The sequence below is a fragment of the Pseudomonas sp. Y39-6 genome, assembly GCF_023651955.1.
GTDB lineage: Bacteria > Pseudomonadota > Gammaproteobacteria > Pseudomonadales > Pseudomonadaceae > Aquipseudomonas > Aquipseudomonas veronii.
This window is the reverse complement of record NZ_CP069594.1, coordinates 5,031,748-5,055,935: the sequence shown is the minus strand read 5'-3', so window position 1 is coordinate 5,055,935 and position 24,188 is coordinate 5,031,748. Positions and strand designations below refer to the sequence as shown.

General features: G+C 62.5%; 23 protein-coding genes and 1 pseudogene. 12 read left to right on the top strand and 12 right to left on the bottom strand.

Translation table 11 applies throughout. The annotated features are described in order from the left end of the window. The first annotated feature begins 452 nt into the window (after nt 1-452). On the top strand, nt 453-5,717 hold the full coding sequence (locus tag JN756_RS22915; RefSeq protein ID WP_201021413.1) for a dermonecrotic toxin domain-containing protein: 5,265 nt from the start codon (nt 453-455) through the stop codon (nt 5,715-5,717). Here JN756_RS22915 and JN756_RS22910 read toward each other — a convergent pair. The 3 genes from JN756_RS22910 to JN756_RS22900 form a co-directional block, all read right to left on the bottom strand. Beyond that, a complete protein-coding gene (locus JN756_RS22910) occupies nt 5,698-6,339 on the bottom strand; it encodes a LysE family translocator (protein ID WP_169881302.1) in 642 nt (213 codons plus the stop codon). The two genes, JN756_RS22915 and JN756_RS22910, sit on opposite strands and share 20 nt — an antisense overlap. A gap of 66 nt (nt 6,340-6,405) precedes the next feature. Beyond that, nucleotides 6,406-7,737: an NCS2 family permease gene (locus JN756_RS22905; protein WP_201022321.1), complete on the bottom strand. Its 1,332-nt coding sequence runs from the start codon at nt 7,735-7,737 to the stop codon at nt 6,406-6,408. 196 nt (nt 7,738-7,933) lie between these two features. Beyond that, nucleotides 7,934-8,368, bottom strand: coding sequence for a MarR family winged helix-turn-helix transcriptional regulator (locus tag JN756_RS22900; RefSeq protein WP_046382563.1), 435 nt, complete (start codon nt 8,366-8,368; stop codon nt 7,934-7,936). An 81-nt stretch (nt 8,369-8,449) separates the two neighbouring features. Here JN756_RS22900 and JN756_RS22895 point away from each other — a divergent pair, with 81 nt between their 5' ends. Further along, on the top strand, nt 8,450-9,616 hold the full coding sequence (locus JN756_RS22895) for an aminotransferase-like domain-containing protein (protein WP_017845832.1): 1,167 nt from the start codon (nt 8,450-8,452) through the stop codon (nt 9,614-9,616). 10 nt (nt 9,617-9,626) lie between these two features. Further along, entirely contained in the window at nt 9,627-10,229 is a 603-nt protein-coding gene (locus JN756_RS22890; protein ID WP_017845833.1) for a glutathione S-transferase family protein, read from the top strand. Between the two features lie 42 nt (nt 10,230-10,271). Here JN756_RS22890 and JN756_RS22885 read toward each other — a convergent pair whose 3' ends face one another. Continuing rightward, nucleotides 10,272-11,168 carry a LysR family transcriptional regulator gene (locus tag JN756_RS22885; protein ID WP_046382564.1) on the bottom strand — a complete coding sequence of 299 codons (897 nt, stop codon included), beginning with the start codon at nt 11,166-11,168 and terminating at the stop codon, nt 10,272-10,274. Nucleotides 11,169-11,279: 111 nt separating this feature from the next. Between JN756_RS22885 and JN756_RS22880 the strand changes: the two genes are divergently transcribed. The 4 genes and pseudogenes from JN756_RS22880 to JN756_RS32475 form a co-directional block, all read left to right on the top strand. Next, nucleotides 11,280-12,572, top strand: coding sequence for a CitMHS family transporter (locus JN756_RS22880; RefSeq protein WP_201021412.1), 1,293 nt, complete (start codon nt 11,280-11,282; stop codon nt 12,570-12,572). Nucleotide 12,573: 1 nt separating this feature from the next. After that, nucleotides 12,574-13,899, top strand: a complete 1,326-nt coding sequence (locus JN756_RS22875) for an acyclic terpene utilization AtuA family protein (RefSeq protein ID WP_169865533.1) — start codon at nt 12,574-12,576, stop codon at nt 13,897-13,899. After that, nucleotides 13,896-14,213, top strand: coding sequence for an AtuA-related protein (locus tag JN756_RS22870; RefSeq protein ID WP_046382567.1), 318 nt, complete (start codon nt 13,896-13,898; stop codon nt 14,211-14,213). The genes JN756_RS22875 and JN756_RS22870 overlap by 4 nt, the downstream gene beginning before the upstream one ends. After that, nucleotides 14,183-14,308 (top strand): annotated as a pseudogene (locus JN756_RS32475) (outer membrane lipoprotein carrier protein LolA); the annotation flags it as partial. The gene JN756_RS22870 and the pseudogene JN756_RS32475, both read left to right, overlap by 31 nt. 16 nt (nt 14,309-14,324) lie before the next feature. On the opposite strand, the gene JN756_RS22860 reads toward JN756_RS32475, so the two are convergent. The 5 genes from JN756_RS22860 to JN756_RS22840 all read right to left on the bottom strand — a co-directional run bounded on the left by JN756_RS22860 (nt 14,325) and on the right by JN756_RS22840 (nt 17,105). Then, the gene (locus JN756_RS22860) at nt 14,325-14,696 is read right to left on the bottom strand and encodes a glutathione S-transferase N-terminal domain-containing protein (protein ID WP_169865535.1); all 372 of its coding nucleotides are present in this window, start codon (nt 14,694-14,696) and stop codon (nt 14,325-14,327) included. Between the two features lie 100 nt (nt 14,697-14,796). Next, nucleotides 14,797-15,342 (bottom strand): GTP cyclohydrolase I FolE, encoded by a 546-nt coding sequence (gene folE, locus JN756_RS22855; RefSeq protein ID WP_017845839.1) that lies wholly within the window; start codon nt 15,340-15,342, stop codon nt 14,797-14,799. Between the two features lie 78 nt (nt 15,343-15,420). Next, nucleotides 15,421-15,978 (bottom strand): Smr/MutS family protein, encoded by a 558-nt coding sequence (locus tag JN756_RS22850; protein ID WP_017845840.1) that lies wholly within the window; start codon nt 15,976-15,978, stop codon nt 15,421-15,423. A 75-nt stretch (nt 15,979-16,053) separates the two neighbouring features. Continuing rightward, nucleotides 16,054-16,374: a hypothetical protein gene (locus JN756_RS22845; RefSeq protein WP_046382569.1), complete on the bottom strand. Its 321-nt coding sequence runs from the start codon at nt 16,372-16,374 to the stop codon at nt 16,054-16,056. A gap of 140 nt (nt 16,375-16,514) precedes the next feature. Then, entirely contained in the window at nt 16,515-17,105 is a 591-nt protein-coding gene (locus tag JN756_RS22840; RefSeq protein WP_026139885.1) for a cysteine hydrolase family protein, read from the bottom strand. Nucleotides 17,106-17,345: 240 nt separating this feature from the next. Here JN756_RS22840 and prmB point away from each other — a divergent pair, with 240 nt between their 5' ends. After that, nucleotides 17,346-18,254, top strand: coding sequence for a 50S ribosomal protein L3 N(5)-glutamine methyltransferase (gene prmB, locus JN756_RS22835; protein ID WP_057003896.1), 909 nt, complete (start codon nt 17,346-17,348; stop codon nt 18,252-18,254). Between the two features lie 105 nt (nt 18,255-18,359). Here the strand turns inward: prmB and JN756_RS22830 are convergent, their stop codons facing one another. Both JN756_RS22830 and JN756_RS22825 read right to left on the bottom strand, forming a co-directional pair. Then, on the bottom strand, nt 18,360-19,166 hold the full coding sequence (locus JN756_RS22830; protein ID WP_017845844.1) for a hypothetical protein: 807 nt from the start codon (nt 19,164-19,166) through the stop codon (nt 18,360-18,362). Nucleotides 19,167-19,265: 99 nt separating this feature from the next. Beyond that, entirely contained in the window at nt 19,266-20,228 is a 963-nt protein-coding gene (locus JN756_RS22825) for an alpha/beta hydrolase (protein WP_169865539.1), read from the bottom strand. A gap of 142 nt (nt 20,229-20,370) precedes the next feature. Between JN756_RS22825 and aroC the strand changes: the two genes are divergently transcribed. The 4 genes from aroC to JN756_RS22805 all read left to right on the top strand — a co-directional run bounded on the left by aroC (nt 20,371) and on the right by JN756_RS22805 (nt 23,682). Then, complete coding sequence (aroC, locus tag JN756_RS22820; protein WP_046382572.1) at nt 20,371-21,462, top strand: chorismate synthase; 1,092 nt, start codon at nt 20,371-20,373, stop codon at nt 21,460-21,462. A 52-nt stretch (nt 21,463-21,514) separates the two neighbouring features. After that, nucleotides 21,515-22,678 (top strand): MFS transporter, encoded by a 1,164-nt coding sequence (locus tag JN756_RS22815; protein ID WP_017845847.1) that lies wholly within the window; start codon nt 21,515-21,517, stop codon nt 22,676-22,678. Beyond that, nucleotides 22,675-23,205 (top strand): acireductone dioxygenase, encoded by a 531-nt coding sequence (locus JN756_RS22810; RefSeq protein WP_017845848.1) that lies wholly within the window; start codon nt 22,675-22,677, stop codon nt 23,203-23,205. The genes JN756_RS22815 and JN756_RS22810 overlap by 4 nt, the downstream gene beginning before the upstream one ends. A gap of 210 nt (nt 23,206-23,415) precedes the next feature. Beyond that, nucleotides 23,416-23,682 (top strand): response regulator transcription factor, encoded by a 267-nt coding sequence (locus tag JN756_RS22805; protein ID WP_046382574.1) that lies wholly within the window; start codon nt 23,416-23,418, stop codon nt 23,680-23,682. A 55-nt stretch (nt 23,683-23,737) separates the two neighbouring features. Here the strand turns inward: JN756_RS22805 and JN756_RS22800 are convergent, their stop codons facing one another. After that, complete coding sequence (locus tag JN756_RS22800; RefSeq protein ID WP_016970113.1) at nt 23,738-24,016, bottom strand: DUF3509 domain-containing protein; 279 nt, start codon at nt 24,014-24,016, stop codon at nt 23,738-23,740. Nucleotides 24,017-24,188: the final 172 nt, after the last annotated feature.

Sequence of the window (24,188 nt, the reverse complement as noted above, 5' to 3'; positions counted from 1 at the left end):
AATTGGCCAGAGCAGTTGAGGGTGTTCCAACAGATGCTGATTGATCAAATGGCAGACGCTGTCGGCCTTGGGCGGCAAACCTTCAGGGCTGTGTAGCTGTTCAAGCAAAATGCGGATCGCATTGTCATCAGCGACTTCCTGCTGTCGATCTGCGAGCAGTTGCCAGATATATGGACGTCGGCTCGATAACCACTGCGCAATGTTCTGCGATGGGAGCAATATCGGAGGGGATGTTCAAGCGCTGACATATCGCGAGGAACTCGGTGACTTCAATAACCGTAGGGAATTCGAACTCTCTTGGCTGACGCTTTGTCTGGACCACCCGTTAATCAGTATTGCAAAAATGGGGGTGGCCATAGATTTTTATGCCGCTTGCGCATGCAACTATCTAGCGCCTTTTGCCCTGCGGCGCTGCCTAGGCTGGGTGTTTTCCTCATGCAGAAGAAAACCCCATGACCTCGTCCCCCGACCACGCGAGTGCTTCACCCGACACCGTTAATGCCGACGACCCGGACCTTGCCGCCCAAGTACAAACGCAGGCGATTCGCGAGCAACTGATACGGCGAATTAACGCCTACACGCACCCCAGTCGCCTGATCAATCGAATTGCGCTTGCCGACGCGCGTTGCGTCGCCGCGACACGCGCGCTGGCGCGGCTGATAGGCCGTTCGCCGAAAGTCTTGACGGTCATCCGCGCCGAGCTGCGCAAAGCGTTCGAAATGGACCCGGACCACCTCTTGTTCAGCGAGCCCAAGCCGCCCACCGCGCCGCGCAAAGTCGAGAGCCTGACCGAGCGGGCGCTGGCGTTGCTGGTCCTGCCGACGGTGGTGATCAACGTCAATCAATTCACCGCCCTGAGTGTCAAAGACGCGCCGGAGCGGCGCTTGCCGTATACGCCGCTGGAAGCCCTGCGCCGCGTCGTCGCGCTGCAGCTGTTCGAGCGGCTCGCCCATGCGGTGAGCGCCTACTGGGACTGCCTGGCGCAGGGCACCTGGCTCACACGCCGGGAACGCTGGGTTGAGTTGCACACGGAGCTGTTTGCGGACCGGGCCTTTTTGGCGTGGCAACTGGACGAGCTATCGCGTGCGGGATTCGCCATGGTTCAGGCCCTGATCGATGCGCCCAGCGCTGAGGAGCGCCGACGTGCGGGCGGGGCTTGGGCTACGCTGCGCGTCGGCCAGTTGCTATGGCCGGGGGCATCGGCGGTCGCGATCCCAGGGGCACTGCATCTGTATCGCGAGGGCGACCCCAGCGATGCGCCGCACGTGGTTTACCTGCCGGGTGGGGGCCGCAACTTCTACGAGTACCCGTCCTTCGCCGCCCTGCAGGACGGCCTGCTGGCGCTGGACCGGTCGCGGTTCCACGCACTCTGGCAGTGCCTGCCGTTAAGTCGGCGCGATAACGTGTACCGCCCCGCTGCCTTGTCTGCGACGAGCGCCTTTATGCGCGGCCTGCCGCTGATGGCCGATGCGCTGGCGCTGGGTGCCGAGGCCTTGCTGAGTGGGCAATGGAGCAACGAGTTGGCGTGTGCGGCGAAGATGAATGACGGCTACGTGTTTTCCGAAGGGCGGCCTCGACTGCCGGATGCCGCACCGTTTCTGGCCGCGGTCGAAGGGGCGAGGCAGCAATGGGTCGGCGGCGCTCGGCTTGGCGTGATCGGCGCGCAATTACTCAAGTGGGACCGGCAACGCCGAGGCGCAGAAATCATCTTCGCCAGCACGGCCTCCGGCCTGGCCCTGCACACGGCACAGCGTCAGGTCGCACGCTACGAAGATGCGCTGCTCGCGCTGTTGGTCCCGGCTGATCCCAGCGCGGATACCCTGGCGTACCGGGTCATTGCGTCGCTGATGAGCCAAATTGACGTGCATATCCAAGCGTTGAATACGTTGATGCAAGATGCCGGGCAACGGCTGCTGGAGTTGGCTTTTTGGGCTGAACGTCCGGGGGGAGCGGGTACGCCCAGGCGCGTGTCGTTGTTTATGCAGGCCCAAACCGCGGCCCTGCGTTGCGAGGTGGAGTTGCAACACCGCCTCAAGCTGATCAGTACGGCGCATCGCGACCTGATGATCGAGGTGGTCGACCAACCGTTGGCCAGCCGCCGCCCGGGCAGTCTTGCCCAAGTGCTGTCGATCGCGGTGGGCAGCGCGCCGGACGCTTTCTACCCGCTCCATAACGTGTGGGTGGTGACCACGGCTGCGGCGCTAGAGCGCTCGTCGCGCCAACTGCCGGTGGTGCTTTACGCTTTCGGCGTGGAGGGTGGGATCAAGGCGTTTGCCGGGCTGGACGCGTTGACCCGCAGCCTCAAGGCAAGCCTGAACAGCCCAGACGACTCGGTGTTGTGGCGCTGCGTCGAGCACGATAAACGCGCCGACCTGCGCGCCCATGCCGCCGCGCAAACACTCGGCGTGCGCTACGTTGAAATCAACGGCAAGCCCGCGCTGGCTGCGCTCAAGAAACTGCTGGGGAGCTACGACCGCTTACACCGCAGCAGCGAGGACATCACGCGGGTGTTCAGCGAAGTGACGGATGCCGACCTGAGCCGCGCGCTGCTGATGGTCGATCTGGAAGCGCAGTTGAAGATCCCGCCCAATAATGCCCTGAGCCAGGTGCTGGCCAATATTGAGCTGCTGCGCACGGCGGCGTCTGAGGCGAAAACGCTGCCCGCCTGGCTCGCGCGCGCACCACGGGCCCAGCGTCAACACTTCAAGCGCTTGCTGCGCTTGTACCTGGGCAACGCGTTGGCCTTCAAAAGCCGGCTGGAGCAATGCCTGCCTGATCTGAACACCTTTGCCCGGCGCACCTTGATCGCCCGTTTGCGCGAGGACGGTTTTTTTCCGCAGTTGGATATCGACCAAGCGTTGATTGAGATGCCCGATGATGTCCACGGTGCTTTCTGTGGCTGGACCAGTGGCTGCGCCGTGGGCGATCGCCGCATCGTGCTGACCCCGACCGCGACGCGCACCTCCTTCAGCCTGCTGCAACTGGCGCTGCATAACCTGGACCCGCTGGCACCCTGGACGCAGTGGCGATTCGATCACGCGCGTTATCTGCAACCCGAGTGGAAGCAGCGCCTCAATGCGGCTTACTTGATCGGGCTGGTGTCTTCGCTGGACATCGGTGGCCGCTACGATGCCCTGATCCAGCAGGTTTTTTATCCCCGTCGTGAAACCGACCGTGTGCTCAGCAACGGACGTATCCCTGGGTTATTGAATCGCGCCTTGCAAGCGGGCGCTGCATATCACCTGTTCGATGCGGTGCAACGGGGGCTGACGGCAACGGCACAAAGCCTGTTCAAGACGGCGATGGCGGCACGCACGCCGCAGGACCTGTCGAGCAGTCAGCCCGCGCTGCAACTGTATGTGGTCCATCTGGTCGGCCACACCCTGCAGCATGATCGCTATGTCGCAGGGATCGTCGCGGTACATGACCCGCGTACCGACCTGTGCGTGGTTTACTGGCCCGATGCGCCGCCGGCCCTGGTCCTGACCGAGTACGGCAGCTTGCAACAGGCCCATGCTGCATTGAACCGCATCGGTGCGTTAGCGGATAACGTCAAGACACTGGCGCGGCAGGTCGCGCCGGGCTGGGCATTCGAGGCGCTCCCCCAGCCACCGGAGGGTGTCGATACGCGCACCCAGGCCGCCAAAACGCTGAAAGCCATACCGGCGTTTTTCATGATGAAGGGCATCTGGCGGGGGATCGACTTCGTGCGCTCATTCGGCATCAAGCACCTGGAACCTGCGGTGGTGCTCGAGGAGATCGAAGCCCAGACCCTTGAACAGATCGCCAGTGCTCCGCAGGATTGGCTCGCGCTTGTGGCCGTGCCCCACTGCAACGCCCAGGCATTGCTTTACCACGCCAGCGTGCAGGAGCTGCAACGCCGCACTCAAGCGGCCAGTCATTCCGGCAAGGCATTGGAGCACTATCGGAACCAGCGCCTGAATGAGCAGGGCGATACCCGCGCACGGGCGCTGGTGGGGTTTTTTTCGCCGTTGTACGGGACGTTCAATGACTTCCATGAGCTGCTGCTGGTGTCACGGCGTTATCACCGTTTCGGCGACCCCCGGGACGCGGTCGATGTGGGTTTCATGAGCGCCTTTATGGTGATCGACGTGTTGCTGAACTTTGTCCCCGGCCCCAGGAAAGTCGGACGTGTCGGCGCAGGTGTCGCGCGGCCGGCGCTGAGGGCCGTGCTGGGGCGGCTACATCGTTTACGGATGGCGACGGATGCCGGGGTTTCCCGCGTGGCAACGCCGCCCGTGACTCGGCTCAAGGCCTTGGATCGCTTCAAAATCAACGGCGTGCCTGAGGGCGCCGTTGCGCTGAAAGGGCCGGACACGGCAGGCGTGCAGGTGAAACACGGTGAGCTCTTTGTGGCGGACGACACCCACACTTACCCCCTTTACCGACGTGGAGACGAACCGGCGTTTCGCCTGAAGAACCCGCAGGCACCGGGGCAGGACGAACTGATTTTGCACATCCACCAGTCCAAGGAATGGTTACTCGGCGCGGATGCACCGCAACCGGTCGCGGGCACCAGTTCCGGGGTGCTCAACCCATGGCGTCCACCCGTGACGCCGCCACCGGACTGGCGCCCACCGACGGTGCGCGCCGCTACGGAAAGCCGCATTTATCGCTCGTCTGCGCCGAACACCGAGTGGTTCGCCTGGCGCGCGCGCGTGCCCATGGGCCAAGTGCCTGGCTCCTCGGCGTTCGGCACGTTTCATGTGCATATGGACCCGCCGGGGTTTCCCTACGATGTCATCTATATCGGCGCCCAGTACGACCGCCCGACGGCATCGGGGGTGGGTTATTACCGGGTACTGGCGCCGGGGGACAGTGCGCCCTGGAGCGGCCTTGCTTTCATTACCAAGGATGAACCGCTGGTGTCACTGGCCCGGGCGGACCTTGAGCGTTGGACAGACACTGCGCTGGAGGAACAGCCCATCCCGGTATCACGCACCCAGGCGGGCGAGTGGCGGCTGCATGCGCCGTTGTTCGACACGCCGTTGGAACGGTCTGTCGCCACGGCGTTCCCGAACCTTACTACTCATAGCCGCAGCATGGCCGTCGCCCGGCTGGTCGAACTGGCCGATACTTCTCGCTCGGCGACGGCCAGCCACCTGCTCAATGTGCGTGCAGCGCTGGACAATTGGTTGACCCCCACCGCCAACCGGCTGGGCCAGACCGATGATTTGCTGAGAATGCTGCGGCCCACCGAAAGCAGCGGCCGATCGATCTATATCGGCTTCGACGGCAAGGCACCGGGCTTCACTCGCGTCGACTTCAACGTCGTCGGCCTGGACCCGACCCTGCGCACCGGCGGCCGCGCGCGTGCGCCGCAGCGGGAGATTGCACAGCGCGCAGCCGTCAAGCGCGTGCTCGAACAGCAGGGCTTCGACGTGCAGGAACTGCAGGTCATGCGCGGCAAAAAGCCCAGCCATGAATTGCTCGTGACACATTCGCGCTGCGGTTCAAACAAACTGTACTACGTGTCGTTGCATTGGCTTGGGCGCGGCTCTGTACCGTTGGAAAACCGCCTGACAGACCATTGGTTCAATGCCGCGATCATCAGACACCCGACCTCGCTGGCGTTGGCTGCGGTCAAGAGTGCGCTGCGGGAAAACCGTCTGGTTCGGATCGCCGCCGGCATTCAGTGGCAGTCGACGGGGTCGGTCCGCCCCAGCGTGTATTTTGTCAAAGTGACCCCGCTCTGACGTTGAGCAGCGAGACCGCGCCAGCCGCCCCGAACAGCCCGGCACTGGTGCGGTTGAACCAGCTCTGGCCGTTGCCGCTGCGCAGATAGCGTGCCGCGCCGTGGGCGCCAAGGCCGTAGGCGAGCTTGCACAACAGGTCGAGCACGGTCCAGGTGGCGATCATCACCAGCAGTTGCGGCAGAAACGGCTGTTGGCTGCTGAGGAACTGCGGCAGGAAGGCGGCGAAGAACAGGATGTCCTTGGGGTTGCTGGCGCCCAGCACAAACGCACGGCCAAACAAGGCGCGAAAACGCGGCGTGGCGACGGCCAGGGGCACCACCGCGCCGTGGGCCGGTTGGCGCGATTGCTGCCAGCTCTGCCAGGCGAGGTAAAACAGGTAGAGCGCGCCGACTATCTTCAAGACGCTGAACAATTGTTCCGACGCGAGCAACAGCGCACCCAGGCCGAGTGCCGAGGCACTCAACAGGCAGATCGAGGCGAACACGCCGCCGAGGAACGCCGGGTACGAACGGCGCAGGCCGTAGTTCAAGCTGTTGCTGATCATCAGCAACGACAGGGGACCGGGGATCAGGATCACCACCAGCGCGGCGCCGCTGAACAGCAGCCAGGTTTCCAGGTTCATTCACAGTGCTCCTTTCATGCAAAAGCCTCACCCAAAGGTGAGGCGGTTTCTTCGGGGGTTGCCGACCTAGAGGAAGATGAATTTCGCGATAAAGATCGCGCACAGCACCCACAGGCTGACGGAAATTTCGCGGTACTTGCCGCAGCCGGCCTTGAGCGCCACGTAAGTGATAAAGCCCAGGGCGATCCCGTCGGCGACCGAGAAGGTCAGCGGCATCATGATCGCGGTGACGATCGCCGGAATGCTGTCAGTAGCGTCGTCCCAATTGATATGGGCCATGCTCGCCATCATCAGCATCGCCACATAAATCAGCGCGCCGGCGGTGGCATAAGCAGGAATCATGCCCGCCAGCGGCGCGAAAAACATCGCCGCCACAAACAGCACGCCCACGGTCACGGCGGTCAGCCCGGTACGGCCGCCGGCGGCGACACCGGCGGCACTTTCCACGTAGCTGGTCACCGGTGGCACGCCGACCATGGCGCCGAACACGCTGGAGGCGCTGTCGGCCTTCAACGCACGGGACAGGTTGTGGATCTTGCCGTCGGGGTTGACCAGCCCGGCCCGTTGCGCGACGCCCATCAGGGTGCCGGCGGTGTCGAACATGTGTACAAACAGAAAGGCGAACACCACGCTGATCATGCTCACATTGAATACACCCATCACGTCCATGGCTAACCAGGTCGGTGCCAGGCTCGGCGGGGTGGCGAGGATGCCGTTGTAGTGCACCAGCCCGAGGCCCCAGCCGGCGAGGGTCACGGCGATGATGCTGATGAGGATCGCGCCGAACACCCGGTGGTAGCTGAGGATGGCAATCAGTAGAAAGCAGATGGCCGCCAGCAACGGTGCCGGCTCGTGTAGCGAACCGAGCTTGATCAGGGTGGCCGGGCTGTCGACGATGATGCCGGCGGTTTTCAGGCCGATCACCCCGAGGAACAAGCCGACACCGGCGCCCATCGCATGGCGCAGGCTCACCGGAATGCTGTTGAGCAGCCATTCGCGGATGCGCGACAGCGTCAGCACCATGAACAACACGCCGGAGATAAACACCGCGCCGAGGGCCGTCTCCCAGGTGTAGCCCATGGTCCCGACCACGGTGTAGGTGAAGAACGCGTTCAAGCCCATGCCCGGCGCCAGGCCCACCGGCCAGTTGGCATACAGGCCCATCAACAGGCACCCCAGCGCGGCAGCGATGCACGTGGCGACAAAGGCGGCGCCGTGATCGATACCGGCATCGGCCATGATGTTCGGGTTGACGAAGATGATGTAGGCCATGGTGATAAACGTCGTGAGGCCGGCGATCAACTCGGTCTTCACTGTGGTGCCATGCACGCGCAGTTTGAACAGGCGTTCGAGCCAGCCGCTGTCGGCGGCGGAGAGGTTCGGCGCGGCGAGGTCCAGCGGGGCTTCGGATTTGCGGCTATCCACAGCAAGTACTCCTCAAGCATTTTATTGTTATGGTCAGCGCGCAGGCGCTGTGAGGTACTGGCGGGTTTGTTGACTGATAGGTCAGGAACTCGCACGAAGCGAATTATGCTTTTGTATACAAAAAAAGCAAATAATGTTTTCGATTGTCTGCGCAAAAAAGGATGAAAGGCTAATTCACCGCACTCAACGCCTGATTGACCGCCAGCCAGCCGTTCACCGCGGCTTCCCCCGCTTCATTGAAGGCGCGCTGCAACAACTTCACCTGTTCGCGGCGCAAGGACTGCTCGAAACGCAGGCCTTCGGCGCTCAATTCCAGCAGGCGTTTGCGCTTGTCGGTCTCCGACGCGACGCTCTGCACCAGGTGCATTTCCTGTAATTGGCGCAGCGGCATGTTCAGCGCCTGCTTGCTCACGCCGAGCAATTCCAGCAGTTCCTTCACGCTCAGGCCGGGGTAGCGCGCGATAAAAAATACGATGCGCTGATGCACCCGGCTCAGGCCACGACGCTCCAGCATTTCGTCGGCCTTGGCGGTGAACGCCTGGTAGCCGAAGAAGAACGCTTCCATGGCGGTTTGCTGGCTGGTCTGGTTTTTAAGGTCAAGCATATTGACGTATCCACACAAGTCGTCGTAATTTCGGTCAACCAGTTTGACGTATTTCCCACAGGCTTTGCTACCGGTGACCCTATGGCCTTCTCAGAACGTGTTACGCGCCTCAAAAGCTCCTTGATCCGTGAAATCCTCGCGGCGGCCCAGCGCCCGGAAATGATGTCGTTCGCCGGTGGGCTGCCGGCCGAAGCGATGTTGCCCGCGTTGAACTGGGACGACATGCCGGTGAACATCGGCCAATACGGCATGAGCGAAGGCGAGCCGCAGCTGCGTGAATTGCTCGCCGCCGAGGCGCGTGCATTGGGTGTGCCGTGCCAGGCCAGCCAGGTGCTGGTGGTCAGCGGTTCCCAGCAGACCCTGGACCTGGCGGCCAAGCTGTATATCGACAAGGGCACGAACATCCTCCTGGAAGGCCCGACCTACCTGGCGGCCTTGCAGATTTTCCAACTGTTCGGCGCCGAGTGCCTCACCGTACAACTGGAAGCCGACGGCCCGGACCTGGCCGCGTTGCGCTCACGTCTCGAACGCTACCGCCCGGCGTTCATCTACCTGATCCCGACGTTCCAGAACCCGTCGGCCGTGCGTTACAGCGAGGCCAAGCGCGAAGCCGTCGCGGCGCTGCTCGATGAATTCGACGTGACCCTGATCGAAGACGAACCGTACCGCGAACTGACCTTCGACGGCGGCAGTGCGCAGCCCATCGCCGGCCGCCTGAAAAAGGCCAGTTGGATCTACACCGGCACCGTGTCGAAAACCTTGTTGCCCGGCCTGCGCGTCGGTTACCTGATCGCCAGCCCCGACCTGTTCCCGCACTTGCTCAAGCTCAAGCAGTCGGCCGACCTGCACACCAACCGCGTCGGCCAGTGGCAGGCGATGCAGTGGCTCGGCAGCGAAAAATATCAACAGCATCTGGTCGAGCTGCGCGGTTTCTATCGCGCGCGCCGGGATGCTTTTCAGGCGGCACTCGAGCGGCATTTCGGCGAATTGGCCGACTGGCAAGTGCCCCAGGGCGGATTATTCTTCTGGTTGACCTTGAAACAGCCGCTCGACACCCGCACCTTGTTGGCACCTGCGCTCGATCAGAACGTCGCGTTCATGCCCGGTGAACCGTTCTTTTCCGAGCCGGACCAGCACCTTGGCTCACTGCGGCTCAATTTCAGCCATATCGACCCGTCCCGTCTGGACGAAGGTCTCAAGCGCCTGGCCGCAGTGGTCCGTCAAGCACAGCACGCGCGAGCGGCATAAGGGGAGCCCCATGTACAAGGTTTATGGCGATTACAAGTCGGGCAACTGCTACAAGGTCAAATTGATGCTCAACCTGTTGGGCATCCCGTATCAATGGGTGGATGTCGACATCCTCAAGGGCGACACCCAGACCGCCGAATTCCTGGCCAAGAACCCCAACGGCAAGATCCCGGTGCTGGAGCTCGAAGACGGCACCTGCCTGTGGGAATCCAATGCGATCCTCAATTTCCTCGCCGATGGCAGCGAGTTTCTGCCGACCGAACCGCGCTTGCGTACCCAAGTGTTGCAGTGGCAGTTCTTCGAGCAGTACAGCCATGAGCCGTACATTGCGGTGGCGCGCTTTATCCAACTGTACTTGGGGATGCCAGAGGATCGCCTCGACGAATACAAAACCACCCACAAGGGCGGTTACAAGGCGTTGAAGGTCATGGAGCGCCAACTGCAAAGCACGCCGTACCTGGTGGGCGAGCAGTATTCGATTGCGGATATTGCGCTGTATGCCTACACCCATGTGGCGCATGAGGGCGGTTTTGACTTGACGCCTTACCCGGCGCTGCAGGCATGGCTGAAGCGTGTGGCCAGCCATCCCAGACATGTGGCGATGCTCGACTGACTCACTCGGTCAACTGTGGGAGCGGGCAAGCCCCTCCCACATTTAGCTCAGTGGTGTGTCGGATAATTTGTCATGCAGCAAGTCGAAACAGCGCTGCGCCGCCGGGCTCAGCGCCATCGCGCTGCGACTGATCAACCCGATCTCGCGGTTCACGCCGGGATGATCGATGCTGATGCGCTTCAACCCCTCCAGGCTGTCCGCCGCCGACTCCGGCAGCACACTGATCCCCAAGCCCTGACGCACCAGCGCCAACACCGTCGACATGTAGTTGGCCTCCATGCCCGCGTTCATCGTCAGGCGTGTCTCGTCAAATAACGCCTCGACGTGTTCGCGCACACTGCTGTCGCGCCCGGTCAGGATGATCGGCTGATCCGCCAGTTGCCTCAGGGTCAGCGCCGGATAGCGGGCGAGGGGATGATCCAGCGGTACGAACGCGCACAGCCGATCATTCAATACCGGCACGAACGCCAGCCCGTGGTTCAGCCGTGCGCGCACGCCGATGCCGAAGTCCACCTCGCCCGAGCGCACCTGGGCATGAATGCGATGGGCCACCAGGTCATGCAGGCGCACTTCGATCCCGCCGAAGCGTTCGCGAAACAGGCGCAGCGCGGGCGGCAAGGCGCCGGCGCACACCGAGGGCAGGGCGGCGATGGTCACCACGCCACGACGTAACGCCGCGAGGTCGCGGGAGCCGGTGACGATGTTGTCCAGGTCCAGCAGCAGCTTTTCCATCGGCCCGCGCGCTTCCTGGCCGGCGGCCGTGATGCTGACATGCCGCGGGCTACGGTCGAGCAGGGCGACGCCGAGCCAGTCCTCGAGTTGCTGAACCTGCACGGTGAGCGCGGACGGCGACAGGTGCAGTTCGTTGGCTGCCTTGGTAAAGCTGCCGGTGCGCGCGACAGCGAGGAAGGCTTGGATGTGTTGGATAGAGTTCTTCATTTTGTTTTTCCGAACACTAGCTGGTGAATATTCCAATTTACAAAGACTAACGCGTTTCCAATACTCCAGGGAAAACAATAACCGGCCACCAAGGCCGCTCTGGAGTAACCCATGCTCGCTACCCTGGGTGTCATTACCATCCTTTGCTTGCTCGCTGCCGTCATGAGCAAACGCCTCTCGCCCCTGGTGGCGCTGATCGCCTTGCCGATCATCGCTGCGCTGCTCGGCGGGTTCGGCCTGCAAACCAGTGCCTTCATCATTACCGGGATCAAGAACGTTGCCCCGGTGGTGGGCATGTTTGTGTTCGCGATTCTGTTTTTCGGGATCATGACCGATGCCGGCATGCTTGACCCGATCATTGATCGCATCCTGCGCACGGTAGGGACGCGTCCTACACGAATTGTCGTTGGCACCGCGACCCTCGCCTTGCTGGTCCACCTGGACGGTTCCGGCGCGGTGACGTTTCTGGTGACGGTGCCGGCGATGCTGCCGCTGTATACGCGGCTGGGCATCGACAAACGCATCCTCGCCTGCGTCTGCGCGATGGCTGCCGGGGTCAACTTCCTGCCGTGGACCGGCCCGGTGCTGCGCTCGTCGGCGGCGTTGCATGTGCCAGTGGCGGATCTGTTCCAGCCGCTGATCCCGGTGCAGATCGTCGGCCTGATCTTTGTCTTCGCCTGCGCCTGGTGGCTCGGCCATCGTGAAGAAAAACGCCTTGGCCTGGGCGCCGGTTCGACGGTGGATGCCGTGCCGCAACGGGTGCTCAGCGACGACGACGTCAAGCTGCGACGCCCGCGGCTGTTCTGGGTCAACCTGATGCTCACCGTGCTGGTGATGGTGGTGATGATCGCCGGCTGGGTCGACCCGGTGGTGATGTTCATGCTCGGCACCGTGGTCGCGCTGTGCATCAACTACCCAAATGTCGACGCCCAGCGCGCACGCATCGACGCCCATGCCAAGACCGCCCTGACCATGGCCAGTATCCTGCTCGCCGCCGGGGTGTTCACCGGCATCATGCAAGGCACCGGCATGCTCAAGGCGATTGCCGAAGTGGCGGTGGCGCAGATTCCGGCCGGCCACGGCAAGTTGATCCCGGCGGTGGTGGGCTTTATTTCCATGCCGCTGAGCATGTTGTTCGACCCCGATTCCTACTATTTCGGCGTGATGCCGGTGATCGCCGAAGTCGGCAAGGCCCTGGGCGTCGACCCGCTGCAAGTGGCCCAGGCCTCGCTGCTGGGCGTACACACCACCGGTTTCCCGGTCAGCCCGCTGACCCCCGCGACCTTCCTGTTGGTGGGGCTGTGCAAGATCGAGCTGGCCGATCACCAGCGCTTCACTATTCCGTTTCTGTTCGCCGCGTCGGTGTTGATGACCCTGACCGCGTTGCTCCTGGGAGTATTTTGAGATGAAAACCTTGCGCATCGGTTCCGGCGCCGGCTATTCCGGCGACCGCATCGAACCTGCCGTGGAACTGGCCGAACAGGGCGACCTCGATTACCTGGTCTTCGAATGCCTGGCCGAACGCACCATCGCCTTGGCGCAACAGGCACGCATCAGCGATCCGCAGGGTGGGTATGACCCGTTGCTGAGTGAGCGCATGCGCCGGGTGCTGCCCTTTGTCGGTGAGCAGGCAGGTCGCCGGCGCTTGCGCGTGATCACCAATATGGGCGCGGCCAACCCGGTGTCGGCGGCCGTTGAAGTGCGGCGCATTGCCAATGAGCTGGGCCTGAGCCTCAAGGTCGTGGCGGTGGTGGGCGATGATGTGCTCGACGTGTTGCGCCCCGAGCAGGTGTTGGATAACGGCCAGACCCTTGGCTCGCTGGGTGCGCGGCTGATTTCCGCGAACGCCTACCTGGGCGTCGACGGTATTCTGCAGGCGTTGCGCGCCGAGGCTGATGTAGTGATCACCGGGCGCGTGGCCGACCCGTCGCTATTTCTGGCGCCGCAGATGTTTGCGTTCGGCTGGGCGGCTGACGATTGGTTGCGCCTGGGGCGCGGCACGCTGGTCGGGCATTTGCTCGAATGCGCGGGGCAGGTCAGTGGCGGCTATTTCGCCGATCCCGGGTTCAAGGACGTAGACGACCTGGCGCGCCTCGGCTTCCCCCTGGCCGAGATCGATGCCGAGGGCAACGCCGTGATCACCAAAGTGAGCGGGTCCGGCGGGCGCGTCAGCTGCGCTACGTGTACTGAACAATTGATCTACGAAGTACACGACCCGGCGGCCTATCTGACGCCGGACGTGACGGCCGACTTTTCCCAGGTGAGCTTTGTCGAGGAAAGCGTCGACCGGGTACGCGCCCAGGGTGCTGCGGGACGGGCGCGGCCGGACCGGTTGAAAGTCAGCGTGGGTTACCTGGACGGTTGGATCGGCGAGGGGCAGATGTCCTACGGCGGGCCGGGAGCCGTCGCACGCGCCGAACTGGCGCGAGAGGTGGTGCTCAAGCGCCTGGAACTGATGGGGGTGAAGATGCAGGACGTGCGCGCCGAGTTGATCGGCATGGACTCGCTGCACGGCCCGCGCAGCCGCGTCGAGCCGTGGGAAGTGCGCCTGCGCGTCGCTGCGCGCTGTGAGGAACGCAGCGAAGCGGTGCGGGTCGGCAATGAAGTGGAAACCCTCTACACCAACGGCCCGTCCGGCGGCGGCGGTGCCAGCAAAAGCGTGCGCCAGGTGGTGGCGGTGGCCTCGTTGTTGTTGCCGCGTGACGCCGTCAACCCGAGGATCGAAGCATGAAGCTGCATACCCTGGCCCATTCCCGCACCGGGGATAAGGGCGACACCTCGAACATTTCGATCATTGCCTATCGCCCTGAGGATTATCCGCTGCTCTGCGAACAGCTCACTGCCGCGCGCGTGACGGCGTTCTTCGCCGGGCTGTTGGAGCCGGGGGCGGCGCCGGTGCGACGCTATGAATTGCCCAACGTGCAGGCGCTGAACTTCGTGTTGCCGGGGATCTTGCGCGGCGGCGTGACCCGTTCGCTGGCGCTGGACGCCCATGGCAAGTGCCTGGGCTCCGCATTACTGGACATGGAAATCCCCCCTCTGTAGGCGCGAGCTAGCTCGCGAAAATCGTCAACGATAACGAGGGGAACCTGACACCCAGCGGCGTCCTCAGGTTTTTCGCGAGCAAGCTCGCTCCTACAGAGGAGAGGGCGTTTGTCAGACGGCGGCGAAGCGCTTGTCCAGGTAATCGATGATCACCTTGGAGTCATACATCCAGGTGGTCTGGCCATTCTCTTCGATGCGCAGGCACGGCACTTTGATCTTGCCGCCTTGCTCCAGCAGGGTCTGGCGATCCTGTTCGTTGTTCTTCGCATCCTTCAACGCTACCGGCACATTCAGGCGATGCAGGGTGCGACGGGTCTTCACGCAGAACGGGCAGGCGTGGAACTGATACAGGGTCAGTTCCTTGGCGGCCGCGTTGACCTGCGCTTGCTGCTCGGCGGGGCGCTGCTTTTTGCGTGGACGGGTAATGTAGTCGCCCGCGATGATGACGTGGCCGAGGCCCACTCGAAGTGCTTTGACGAACATGGCTGAAACCTCTTGCCCAGAACAGAGGGCCGCATCTTACTTGATTTGTGGGGGCGAAAAAAAACCGGCGATGAACGCCGGCTTTTTCCTACCCGACCGGTTATTTGATCAGGCTGAGGAATTCGCTGCGGGTCGCCGCGTTTTCGCGGAACTCACCCAGCATCACCGAGGTGATCATCGACGAATTCTGTTTCTCCACACCGCGCATCATCATGCACATGTGCTTGGCTTCGATTACCACGGCCACGCCCAGGGCGCCGGTCACTTGCATCACGGCATCGGCGATCTGGCGGCTGAGGTTTTCCTGGATCTGCAGGCGGCGCGCATACATGTCGACAATCCGCGCGACCTTCGACAGGCCCAGCACTTTGCCGCTCGGGATATACGCGACGTGGGCCTTGCCGATAAACGGCAGCAGGTGGTGTTCGCACAACGAGTACAACTCGATGTCCTTGACCAGCACCATTTCGCTGTTGTCGGAGCTGAACAAGGCACCGTTGGTGACTTCTTCCAGTGTCTGTTCATAGCCGCGGCAAAGGTACTGCATCGCCTTGGCGGCACGCTTTGGCGTGTCGAGCAGGCCCTCGCGGGTAACGTCCTCGCCGAGTTGGCCGAGGATCGCGGTGTAATTCTGTTCCAGGGACATGAAACTACCTGTGGGATTTTCGCAAAGCGCAAGGGTACGGTGGCCGACCCATCGCTGCAAGCCTGACGATGGCACGGGTTACTCGTCGCGCCCTTCCAGCATGGTGCGCTTGAGCATCACATACACCGCGCCGGCGCCACCGTGGCGGGGCTGGCAGGAGGTAAAGCCGAGTACTTGGGCATGCTGGCGCAGCCAGGTGTTGACGTGGCTCTTGATCATCGGCCGCTTGCCGTCCAGGCGCACGGCCTTGCCGTGGGTGACGCGCACGCAGCGGATTTCGAACCGGGTGGCTTCGGCGAGGAAGGCCCAGAGGGTTTCCCGGGCTTTTTCCACGCTCATGCCGTGCAGGTCGAGGCTGCCTTCGAAGGGGATCTGGCCGGTCTTGAGCTTGCGTATCTGGCTTTCCTGCACGCCGTCGCGGGCCCACATCAGCTCGTCTTCGGGGCCGACGTCAATCACGAACTGGTCCGACAGACCGTCCACGGTGGTGGCGTCAGTGCGTACGGTCGCGGCCTGGCGCAGCTTGGCGATCTGCGCTCGGTCACTCTTGGGTTTGCCGGTGTCGGCGCGGTCGTGCTTGATCGGCTTGACGCCGCGCAGCTCGTTTTTGAACAGGGAAAAATCGTCGTCTTGCATGTCAGCCTCCGCGAGGGGCGGGCAGTTTACCTAAATCGCGGCGGCCGGGGCGCAGGAAACGCTATCCAAGCGCCATCAGTCGTGCTTTTTCATCAGGTGCGAGGCGATGTTCAGCGACAACGGCTGGCGCATCCGCCGCCGGCTGCGGCGCCATAACCACACGCCGAACCACAGCACCAGCAGGCCGCCCACCAACAGCATCGCCGAGCCACCGGGGCTGGCATTCAGTTCGCCCAGCGCCGGGGAATGCCCCGACAAACCCGCGCCACCGGCGACCGCCAGCAGCACACCTATGATCGCCAGCAGCGCGGCAATGCCGGCTACCAGGCGCAGACGCCAGTTGCTCGGGCCCTTGGGGCGCAAGCGACGAGCATCAAAACCATCGGATATCTTCATTCCGACCTTTCCTCCAGGGTATCGGCCCTTCGACCGGAAGATACACAGGTTGTTCCGGCGCCAGAGGTAATTGCAGCAAATGACAGGCATTTGCAGATGAGCGGGGCCTCGAATCGGCCGCACCGCTCATTTCGGGGCAATCAGATCAGGTCTTTGGTCAAGGCGAGGGTGGCGAAGTTGTCGGCCATGATGGCCATTTCGGTTTGTTGCACATGCTCGGCACTCAGGACACCGCCCTTGTAAGGCAGGTCGCGGGTGGCGCAGGCGTCTTCCACCAGGGTGCAGCGAAAGCCCAGGTTCTTGGCGGCGCGCACGGTGGTGCTGACGCTGGAGTGGCTCATGAAGCCGCAGACGATCAGGTCCAGGGAACCGAGGTCCTGCAGGTGTTTTTCCAGGCCGGTGCCGTGGAACGCGCTGGGCAGCAGTTTACCGATGATGGTTTCGTTGCCCATTGGCTCCAGGCCGGGAATGAATTCGCCGCGCTCGCCTTGTGGGTCAAACAGGCCGCCGACGGTGCCCAGGTGGCGCACATGCACGATCGGGCGACCGGCGTTGCGCGCCGCAGCGACCAGTTGCTTGATATTGCCCACCGCCGCATCCATGCCCGCGAGGGCGAGTGGACCGCTGAGGTACTCCTTCTGGGCGTCGATGATCACGAGGGTCGCATGGCTGAGATTGGCCGCTGCATAACCTCGACCGCTGATTTGAAACATCGTCTTTGGAACGGACATTCTGGGGGCTCCTGTGAGGGGGGCTTTTGCGCCATTGTCCACTGGCTGAGCGGTTCTGTGAATCGCTTCCATCGTAAGCTACGCCGTTGCTGGCGTGCAGCCGTGTCAAGCGGTGCGGTTGTTTGACGCAATGATGGCAAATTGGATGAAATCCGACATACGGTTGAGGCTCTTCGCACGTCGTCGCTACAGACGAAGGCTGTTAGAATCGCCAGTCGTTTTTTCCAGGAGTCTGCCCCCGTGATCACTTCCCGCCTGCGCACCTTGCGCGACCATATCCGTTGGGCTGTCAGCCGTTTCCATGGGGAAGAGCTGTTTTTCGGGCACGGTACCGACAACGCCTGGGACGACGCCCGGCAATTGGTGCTCGGCGCCTTGCATCTGCCCTGGGAAATTGCCGACAGCTACCTGGATTGCAACCTAGAAGAAGAGGAAGTTTCCCACTTGCAACGGCTGCTGCACCGTCGCATTCATGAGCGGGTGCCGACAGCCTACTTGATTGGCGAAGCCTGGTTCTGTGGCATGTCGTTTATCGTCGACGAGCGCGTGCTGATCCCGCGTTCACCGATCAGCGAACTTATCGAAAGCCGCTTCGAACCCTGGCTGGCCCAGCCGCCGGCACGCATTCTCGACCTGTGTACCGGCTCCGGTTGCATCGGCATCGCCTGTGCCTACGAGTTCCAGGACGCCGAAGTGGTGTTGGGTGACGTGTCGTTCGAAGCGTTGGAAGTGGCCAATCAGAACATCGAGCGCCATGGCGTCGACGAGCGTGTGTATACCGTACAGGGCGACGGTTTTGACGGGCTGCCGGGCCAGCGCTTCGACTTGATCGTGTCGAACCCGCCGTATGTGGACGCCGAAGACTTCGCCGACATGCCGGACGAGTACCAGCACGAACCGGAACTGGGCCTGGCCTGCGGCGACGATGGCTTGAACCTGGTCCGGCGGATGCTCGCCGAAGCGGCGGACCACCTGACCGAGAAGGGCTTGTTGATCGTCGAAGTGGGTAACAGCCAGGTGCATGTCGAGGCGCTGTACCCGGAAGTCGACTTCGCCTGGCTGGAGTTCCAGCGCGGCGGGCACGGTGTGTTCATGCTCACGGCCGAGCAGTGCCGCAACCATCAGGCGGTATTCGCCGCCCGGGTTTAATCGACCGCTCTGACGTGTGGGAGGGGGCTTGCCCCCGATGAGGGCGTGTCAGTCACTGAATGCATTGACTGATGCACCGCTATCGGGAGCAAGCCTGCTCCCACATCACCGATGGGTGGCAATCCAGATCAACAACCCCGCCTGAAACACGGTAAACGCCACCAGACAGGTGATGGTGAAGCGTAGCCCGCTGTCCTCACGCTTGAACTTGGTGACCTTTTCCTCTTCCTTGCGCAGCTTCACTTCCTGCTCCGTAAGGTTCTGCTCGGCCTGTTGCAGCATTTGCGCGGCTTCGAGGATTTCCACGAACTGCACTTTCTCGGTGTTCCAGCTATCGAGCACGTCGCTGACCTTGCCGGGCTGCACGTTGCCCTTCAGATGCTGCACGTCGGCGTAGGCCACATCAAAGCCCTGGATACGCAGGAAGTGATCGCGGCGCAGGCGTGTGGCTTCGTTGAGGGCGTCCTTGTTGGCCAGGTCCACCCCGTCGACGCGGTAGTGCGACCATTTCTTCTTCGCCCACGCGGCGCCCTGGGCCACCAGGAAACGGCCGATGCCACGGTTGGCCGGTTCGATTTCCAGGCTGTTGCCCGGGCCGAAATGCACACGGTGTTTAGCGTGATCGACCCAGATATCCAGGTGATTCTGCTCGCGGCGCACCCGTTGGCCCGGCAACTGGATGACCATGCGCAACAGGCTGTGATGGTGGTCGTGGCGTTCGACATAGCCAAATTGCACAAACCGCAAGGGGCGTACCCCGGTGGAGCGGTCGGTGGGCAGGGGCGCCAGGCGCAGCATTTTGAAATGTTCGGCCTGTACGTCCGCCCACGGCAGGGGCGCCGCGTCGACGACCTCGGTGTGTTCCGCCGGGGTGTCGGCGGTAGGTTCTGGTGTTGCTTCGGTGTTAGTCATGCGGCGCGATCCTGTCCTAGCCCAGCCAGTCGACAGGCTTTTTGCTGTCGACTTTCGGCTTATCGGCCGTTTTTCCCAGTACTGGAGGCAATTAGTCGGTTAACGGGGCTGAAGTCCGTCGATAAAGCCAACCAGGCGGGTTTCCAGCTCGGCGGCGAGGGGCAATCGCGGGTCGTTGTAGGACGCCAACTGTTGCTTCACCTCCTTGGGCACGATACGCATCACATGGTTCATGCCTTCGATCACCGTCAGCTCGGCATCGGGCTTGGCGTCCTTCAATTGCCGCGCATCGCCCACACCCACCTGGATATCGTTGGTGCCCTGGATGATCAGCGCGGGCATGCGCAGTCTGGCAAAGGCGGCCGACGGGTCGGCGCGAAACAGGCTGATCAGATACGGTTGCACACTGGGTCGGAAAATCCCTTCAAGCGGGCCAGGCACATCGGTATCCACTTGGCCGGCCTTGAGGTGATCGAGGATTTCATTGCTGCGCAACTGCAGGGCCGGGGGCAGGTGACCGGCCAGTTGCTGGCGGATCACCTGGTCGACCGGGCGGGCGCTGCCCGACAGGGAAATCACCCCGGCCGGGTCGAGTTGCGGTGCCGCCAGGGCGGCCACCAGCGCGCCTTCGCTATGGCCCAGGACGATCAGCGGGCCCATGCGCTTGTCGGTTTTGAGCAGCTTGCCCCAGGCCACGGCGTCGGCCACGTAGGCGTCGAGGGTCAGGTCGCGTTCATCGGGCGTGGCGGCCAGGCTGGCCGCCACGCCGCGCTTGTCATAGCGCACGCTGGCGATGTTATGCCGGGCCAGCACCCATGCCAGGCGCTTGAGACTGTCGTTGCGCGCGCCGTCGGCACTGTTGCCGTTGCGGTCGGTCGGGCCGGAGCCGGCAATGATCAGCACCACCGGCACCGGTTTGTCGGACTGCGGTAGCAACAGCGAGCCGAACAGCTCGCCGCTGCCGGTGTCGAGGCTGATGGGCCGTTGCAACACCACGGGGGACGCGGCATGGGCTACGGCGGTGAACAGGGTGAGGGTAAACAGCAAAACTCGAAGCATCATCGGGCCATTATTCAGGAGGTGCCGGTTCGACCAACGTCTACCGGTAAGGTTTCGAGGATGAACTAGTCGGTTGGCCCGCGTATACTGGTGCGCTTGGTTATCACCGCTGAGTGATTACAACTGATTTCACGGAGCGCCCTGCATGTCCGGCAATACCTTCGGCAAGCTGTTCACTGTCACCACCGCGGGCGAAAGCCATGGCCCGGCGTTGGTCGCCATTGTCGACGGCTGCCCGCCCGGCCTCGAGCTGTCCCTGGAAGACCTGCAGCGTGACCTCGACCGCCGCAAGCCCGGCACCAGCCGCCACACCACCCAGCGCCAGGAACCCGATGAAGTCGAGATCCTCTCCGGTGTGTTCGAAGGCCGCACCACCGGCTGCGCCATCGGCCTGTTGATCCGCAACACCGACCAGAAGTCCAAGGACTACTCGGCGATCAAGGACCTGTTCCGCCCGGCCCACGCCGACTACACCTACCACCACAAATACGGCGAACGCGACTACCGTGGCGGCGGCCGCAGCTCGGCCCGCGAAACCGCGATGCGCGTGGCTGCCGGTGCCATCGCCAAGAAATACCTGGCGACCCAGGGCATCGTCGTCCGTGGCTACATGAGCCAACTGGGCCCGATCGAAATCCCGTTCAAGACCTGGGACAGCGTCGACGACAACGCCTTTTTCAGCCCGGACCCGGACAAAGTGCCGGAGCTGGAAGCCTATATGGACCAGTTGCGCCGCGACCAGGATTCGGTCGGGGCGAAAATCACCGTGGTCGCCGAGGGCGTGAAACCGGGTCTTGGCGAGCCGATCTTCGACCGTCTGGACGCTGAGCTGGCCCACGCGCTGATGAGCATCAACGCCGTCAAAGGCGTGGAAATCGGCGCCGGGTTCGCCTGCGTGTCCCAGCGCGGCACCGAGCACCGCGACGAACTGACCCCGCAGGGTTTCCTCAGCAACAATGCCGGCGGCATCCTCGGCGGTATTTCCTCCGGCCAGCCGATCGTTGCGCACCTGGCGCTCAAGGCCACGTCGAGCATCACCACCCCGGGCCGTTCGATCGATGTACACGGCAACCCGGTGGACGTGATTACCAAGGGCCGTCACGACCCGTGCGTCGGCATCCGCGCCACGCCGATCGCCGAAGCGATGATGGCGATCGTGTTGATGGACCACCTGCTGCGCAACCGTGGGCAAAACGCCGATGTGCGCGTGAGTACTCCGGTACTGGGCCAGCTGTGACGGTGTGTGGCGCGCGAGCTTGCTCGCGCCTTGCCGCAAAGCGGCCTCTTGCATGACTCCAGCACTTCCGTACTGGCGACTCTCCAGCTTCTACCTCTTCTACTTCGCCCTGCTGGGGGCCACGGCGCCGTTCCTGGCGCTGTACTTCGATCACCTGGGGTTCTCCAGCGCGCGTATCGGCGAGCTGGTGGCCATCCCCATGCTGATGCGCTGCGTGGCCCCCAATCTGTGGGGCTGGCTGGGCGACTATACCGGCCGGCGCCTGGCCATCGTGCGTGTGGGCGCACTGTGTACGCTGGTGAGTTTTGCGTTGATTTTCGTCAGCAAAACCTATGCCTGGCTGGCCCTGGTCATGGCCCTGCATGCGTTTTTCTGGCATGCGGTGCTGCCGCAGTTTGAAGTGATCACCCTGGCCCATCTGCATAAGCAGACCTCGCGCTATAGCCAGATCCGCCTGTGGGGCTCCATCGGCTTCATCCTCACGGTGGTGATCATGGGCCGCCTGTTCGACTGGCTGAGCCTGGATATCTACCCGGTGGTGGTCGTGGTGATCATGGCCGGGATCATCGGTGCCAGCCTGTGGGTGCCGAATGCGCAGCCGGCGAACCACGGCCCCCGCCTGGCGGGCGAGGGCTTCCTCAAGCAGTTGCGCAGCCCCGGCGTCCTGGCGTTTTACGCCTGCGTGGCGTTGATGCAAATGAGCCATGGCCCGTATTACACCTTTCTCACCCTGCACCTGGAACACTTGGGCTACAGCCGTGGCGTGATCGGCATGCTGTGGGCCCTCGGGGTGGTGGCGGAAGTGTTGATGTTCCTGGGCATGAGCCGCATCCTCACGCGTTTCTCGGTGCGCCGGGTGCTGCTGGCGAGTTTCCTGTTGGCGGCGCTGCGCTGGTTGTTGCTGGGCGCGTTCGCGGAATTTTTCTGGGTGCTGCTGCTGGCGCAGGTGATGCACGCGGCTACCTTCGGCAGTTTTCATGCGGCGGCGATTGCCTTTGTGCAGCGCAGCTTCGGTGCGCGCCAGCAAGGTCAGGGCCAGGCGTTATACGCGGCCTTGGCCGGCACCGGCGGCGCGCTTGGCGCGCTGTACGCTGGTTACAGCTGGAACCTGTTGGGGCCGGCCCTGACCTTCAGTATCGCCAGCGTCGCGGCCCTGGCCGCCGCCCTTATCATCGGCTTTCGATTGCACGAGCAGAACCAAGGAACCGTCCTATGAGTTATGTAGCCGTTTACCACGTCGCCACACCGGATACACCGAACAAAGTCCTGACCCACTTCGACGATATCGCGTCGACCCTGGCCGAGCATGGCGTGCGATTCGAGCGCTGGCAGCCCGCCGTTATTGAAAAAGGCGCGGACGACGCCACCATGATCGCGGCGTATCAGCCACGGATCGACGCCCTCGGCTACGCCTGCGTCGAGGTGCTGCATGCTCCCGGCGACCCTGCGCAGAAGGCGGCATTGCGCGATCAGTTCCTTGCCGAGCGGCGTTACAGCGAAGATGAAGCGCGCTTTTTCATCGCCGGCCAAGGCCTGTTTGCCTTGCACATTGGTGACTATGTGTACGGCGTGCGCTGTGAGAAAAATGACCTGCTGCTGATCCCGGCCGGCATGCCCCATTGGTTTGATATGGGCGAGCACCCACATTTTGTGACGCTGCGCCTGTCCCATGCGGCAGGCGGCGGGGTGCCTGAATTCAGCGGGGACGATATCGCCGCTGGTTTCCCTGGGTTGGATGACTAGGCTTAATCGACTTGAATCTTCAACCCCGACGAGTTGGAAGTTGTTGTGGGAAGAAGCTTATTTATCTGTAAGGCCTGGCTGTTTATCGCCGGCCTTACGCTTTGACGCGCTCCATTATGTAACTCTCTCCGGTCTTAATGTTTGTATCGCCTGTCAATAGGAGGAATCCGAAAGGCGATAAGCATCAGCCAACAATAAGGAGAGAAAGCGATGAGTGATCCAGAGGCGTCAGGTGCGCCGTTGAGCGTGCCCACCGATGTCAGAAAACGCTTGGCCTTGTCCGGCAAGCCCCTGACTCCGACCGAATTGGAGATCTTGCGCTGGGCCTCCGAAGGCAAGACCATCTGGGAAATCAGCCGGATTCGTGAAACGTCCCAAGCCGCAGTGAAATTCCACCTGCGTAACATCTATGGCAAGTTGCAAGTCAACAATCGTGTACAAGCGATGAATGAAGCCGCCCGATTGGGCCTGTCCTGAACCCATGAAAAAGGGCCGCGACGCTGGATGGCGTCGCGGCCCTTTTTTGTGTGTCTTAGGCCGAATGGTAAGTCGGCAGGGCAAAGCGGTTCTGGCTCTGCAGCATGGAAATCTGCGGCAGTTCGCTGGCTTGTTCGGCCAGGTCGCGGCGAATGGCGCTGATCACCCAGGTGAGTTGATCGGCCGTGTGCAGTTGCTGGTAGGAGATCGAGCGCTTGACCTGCTTGCCTTCGCTGTTGCGCAGGGTCAGCAGGATACCGCCGTCCGGGCGTGGCTGAGTGGTGACGTCGTATTGGGAGAATACTGAGGCGAATTTATCTTGGATCAGGCTCATGTCTATCAGCTCCGTTGGCTCAAGTTGGCAAGCATGGAGTGATAGGTGCAGTGATTGTGCCATCTCGCGTTTTTATATAAAGTCTTTAAAAATCAATAACTTGTAAAAAGTCAGGATTTTTGATTTCGTGCAAATTGCATGAATGGCCATCATGCATCCTGCATTTTGCGCT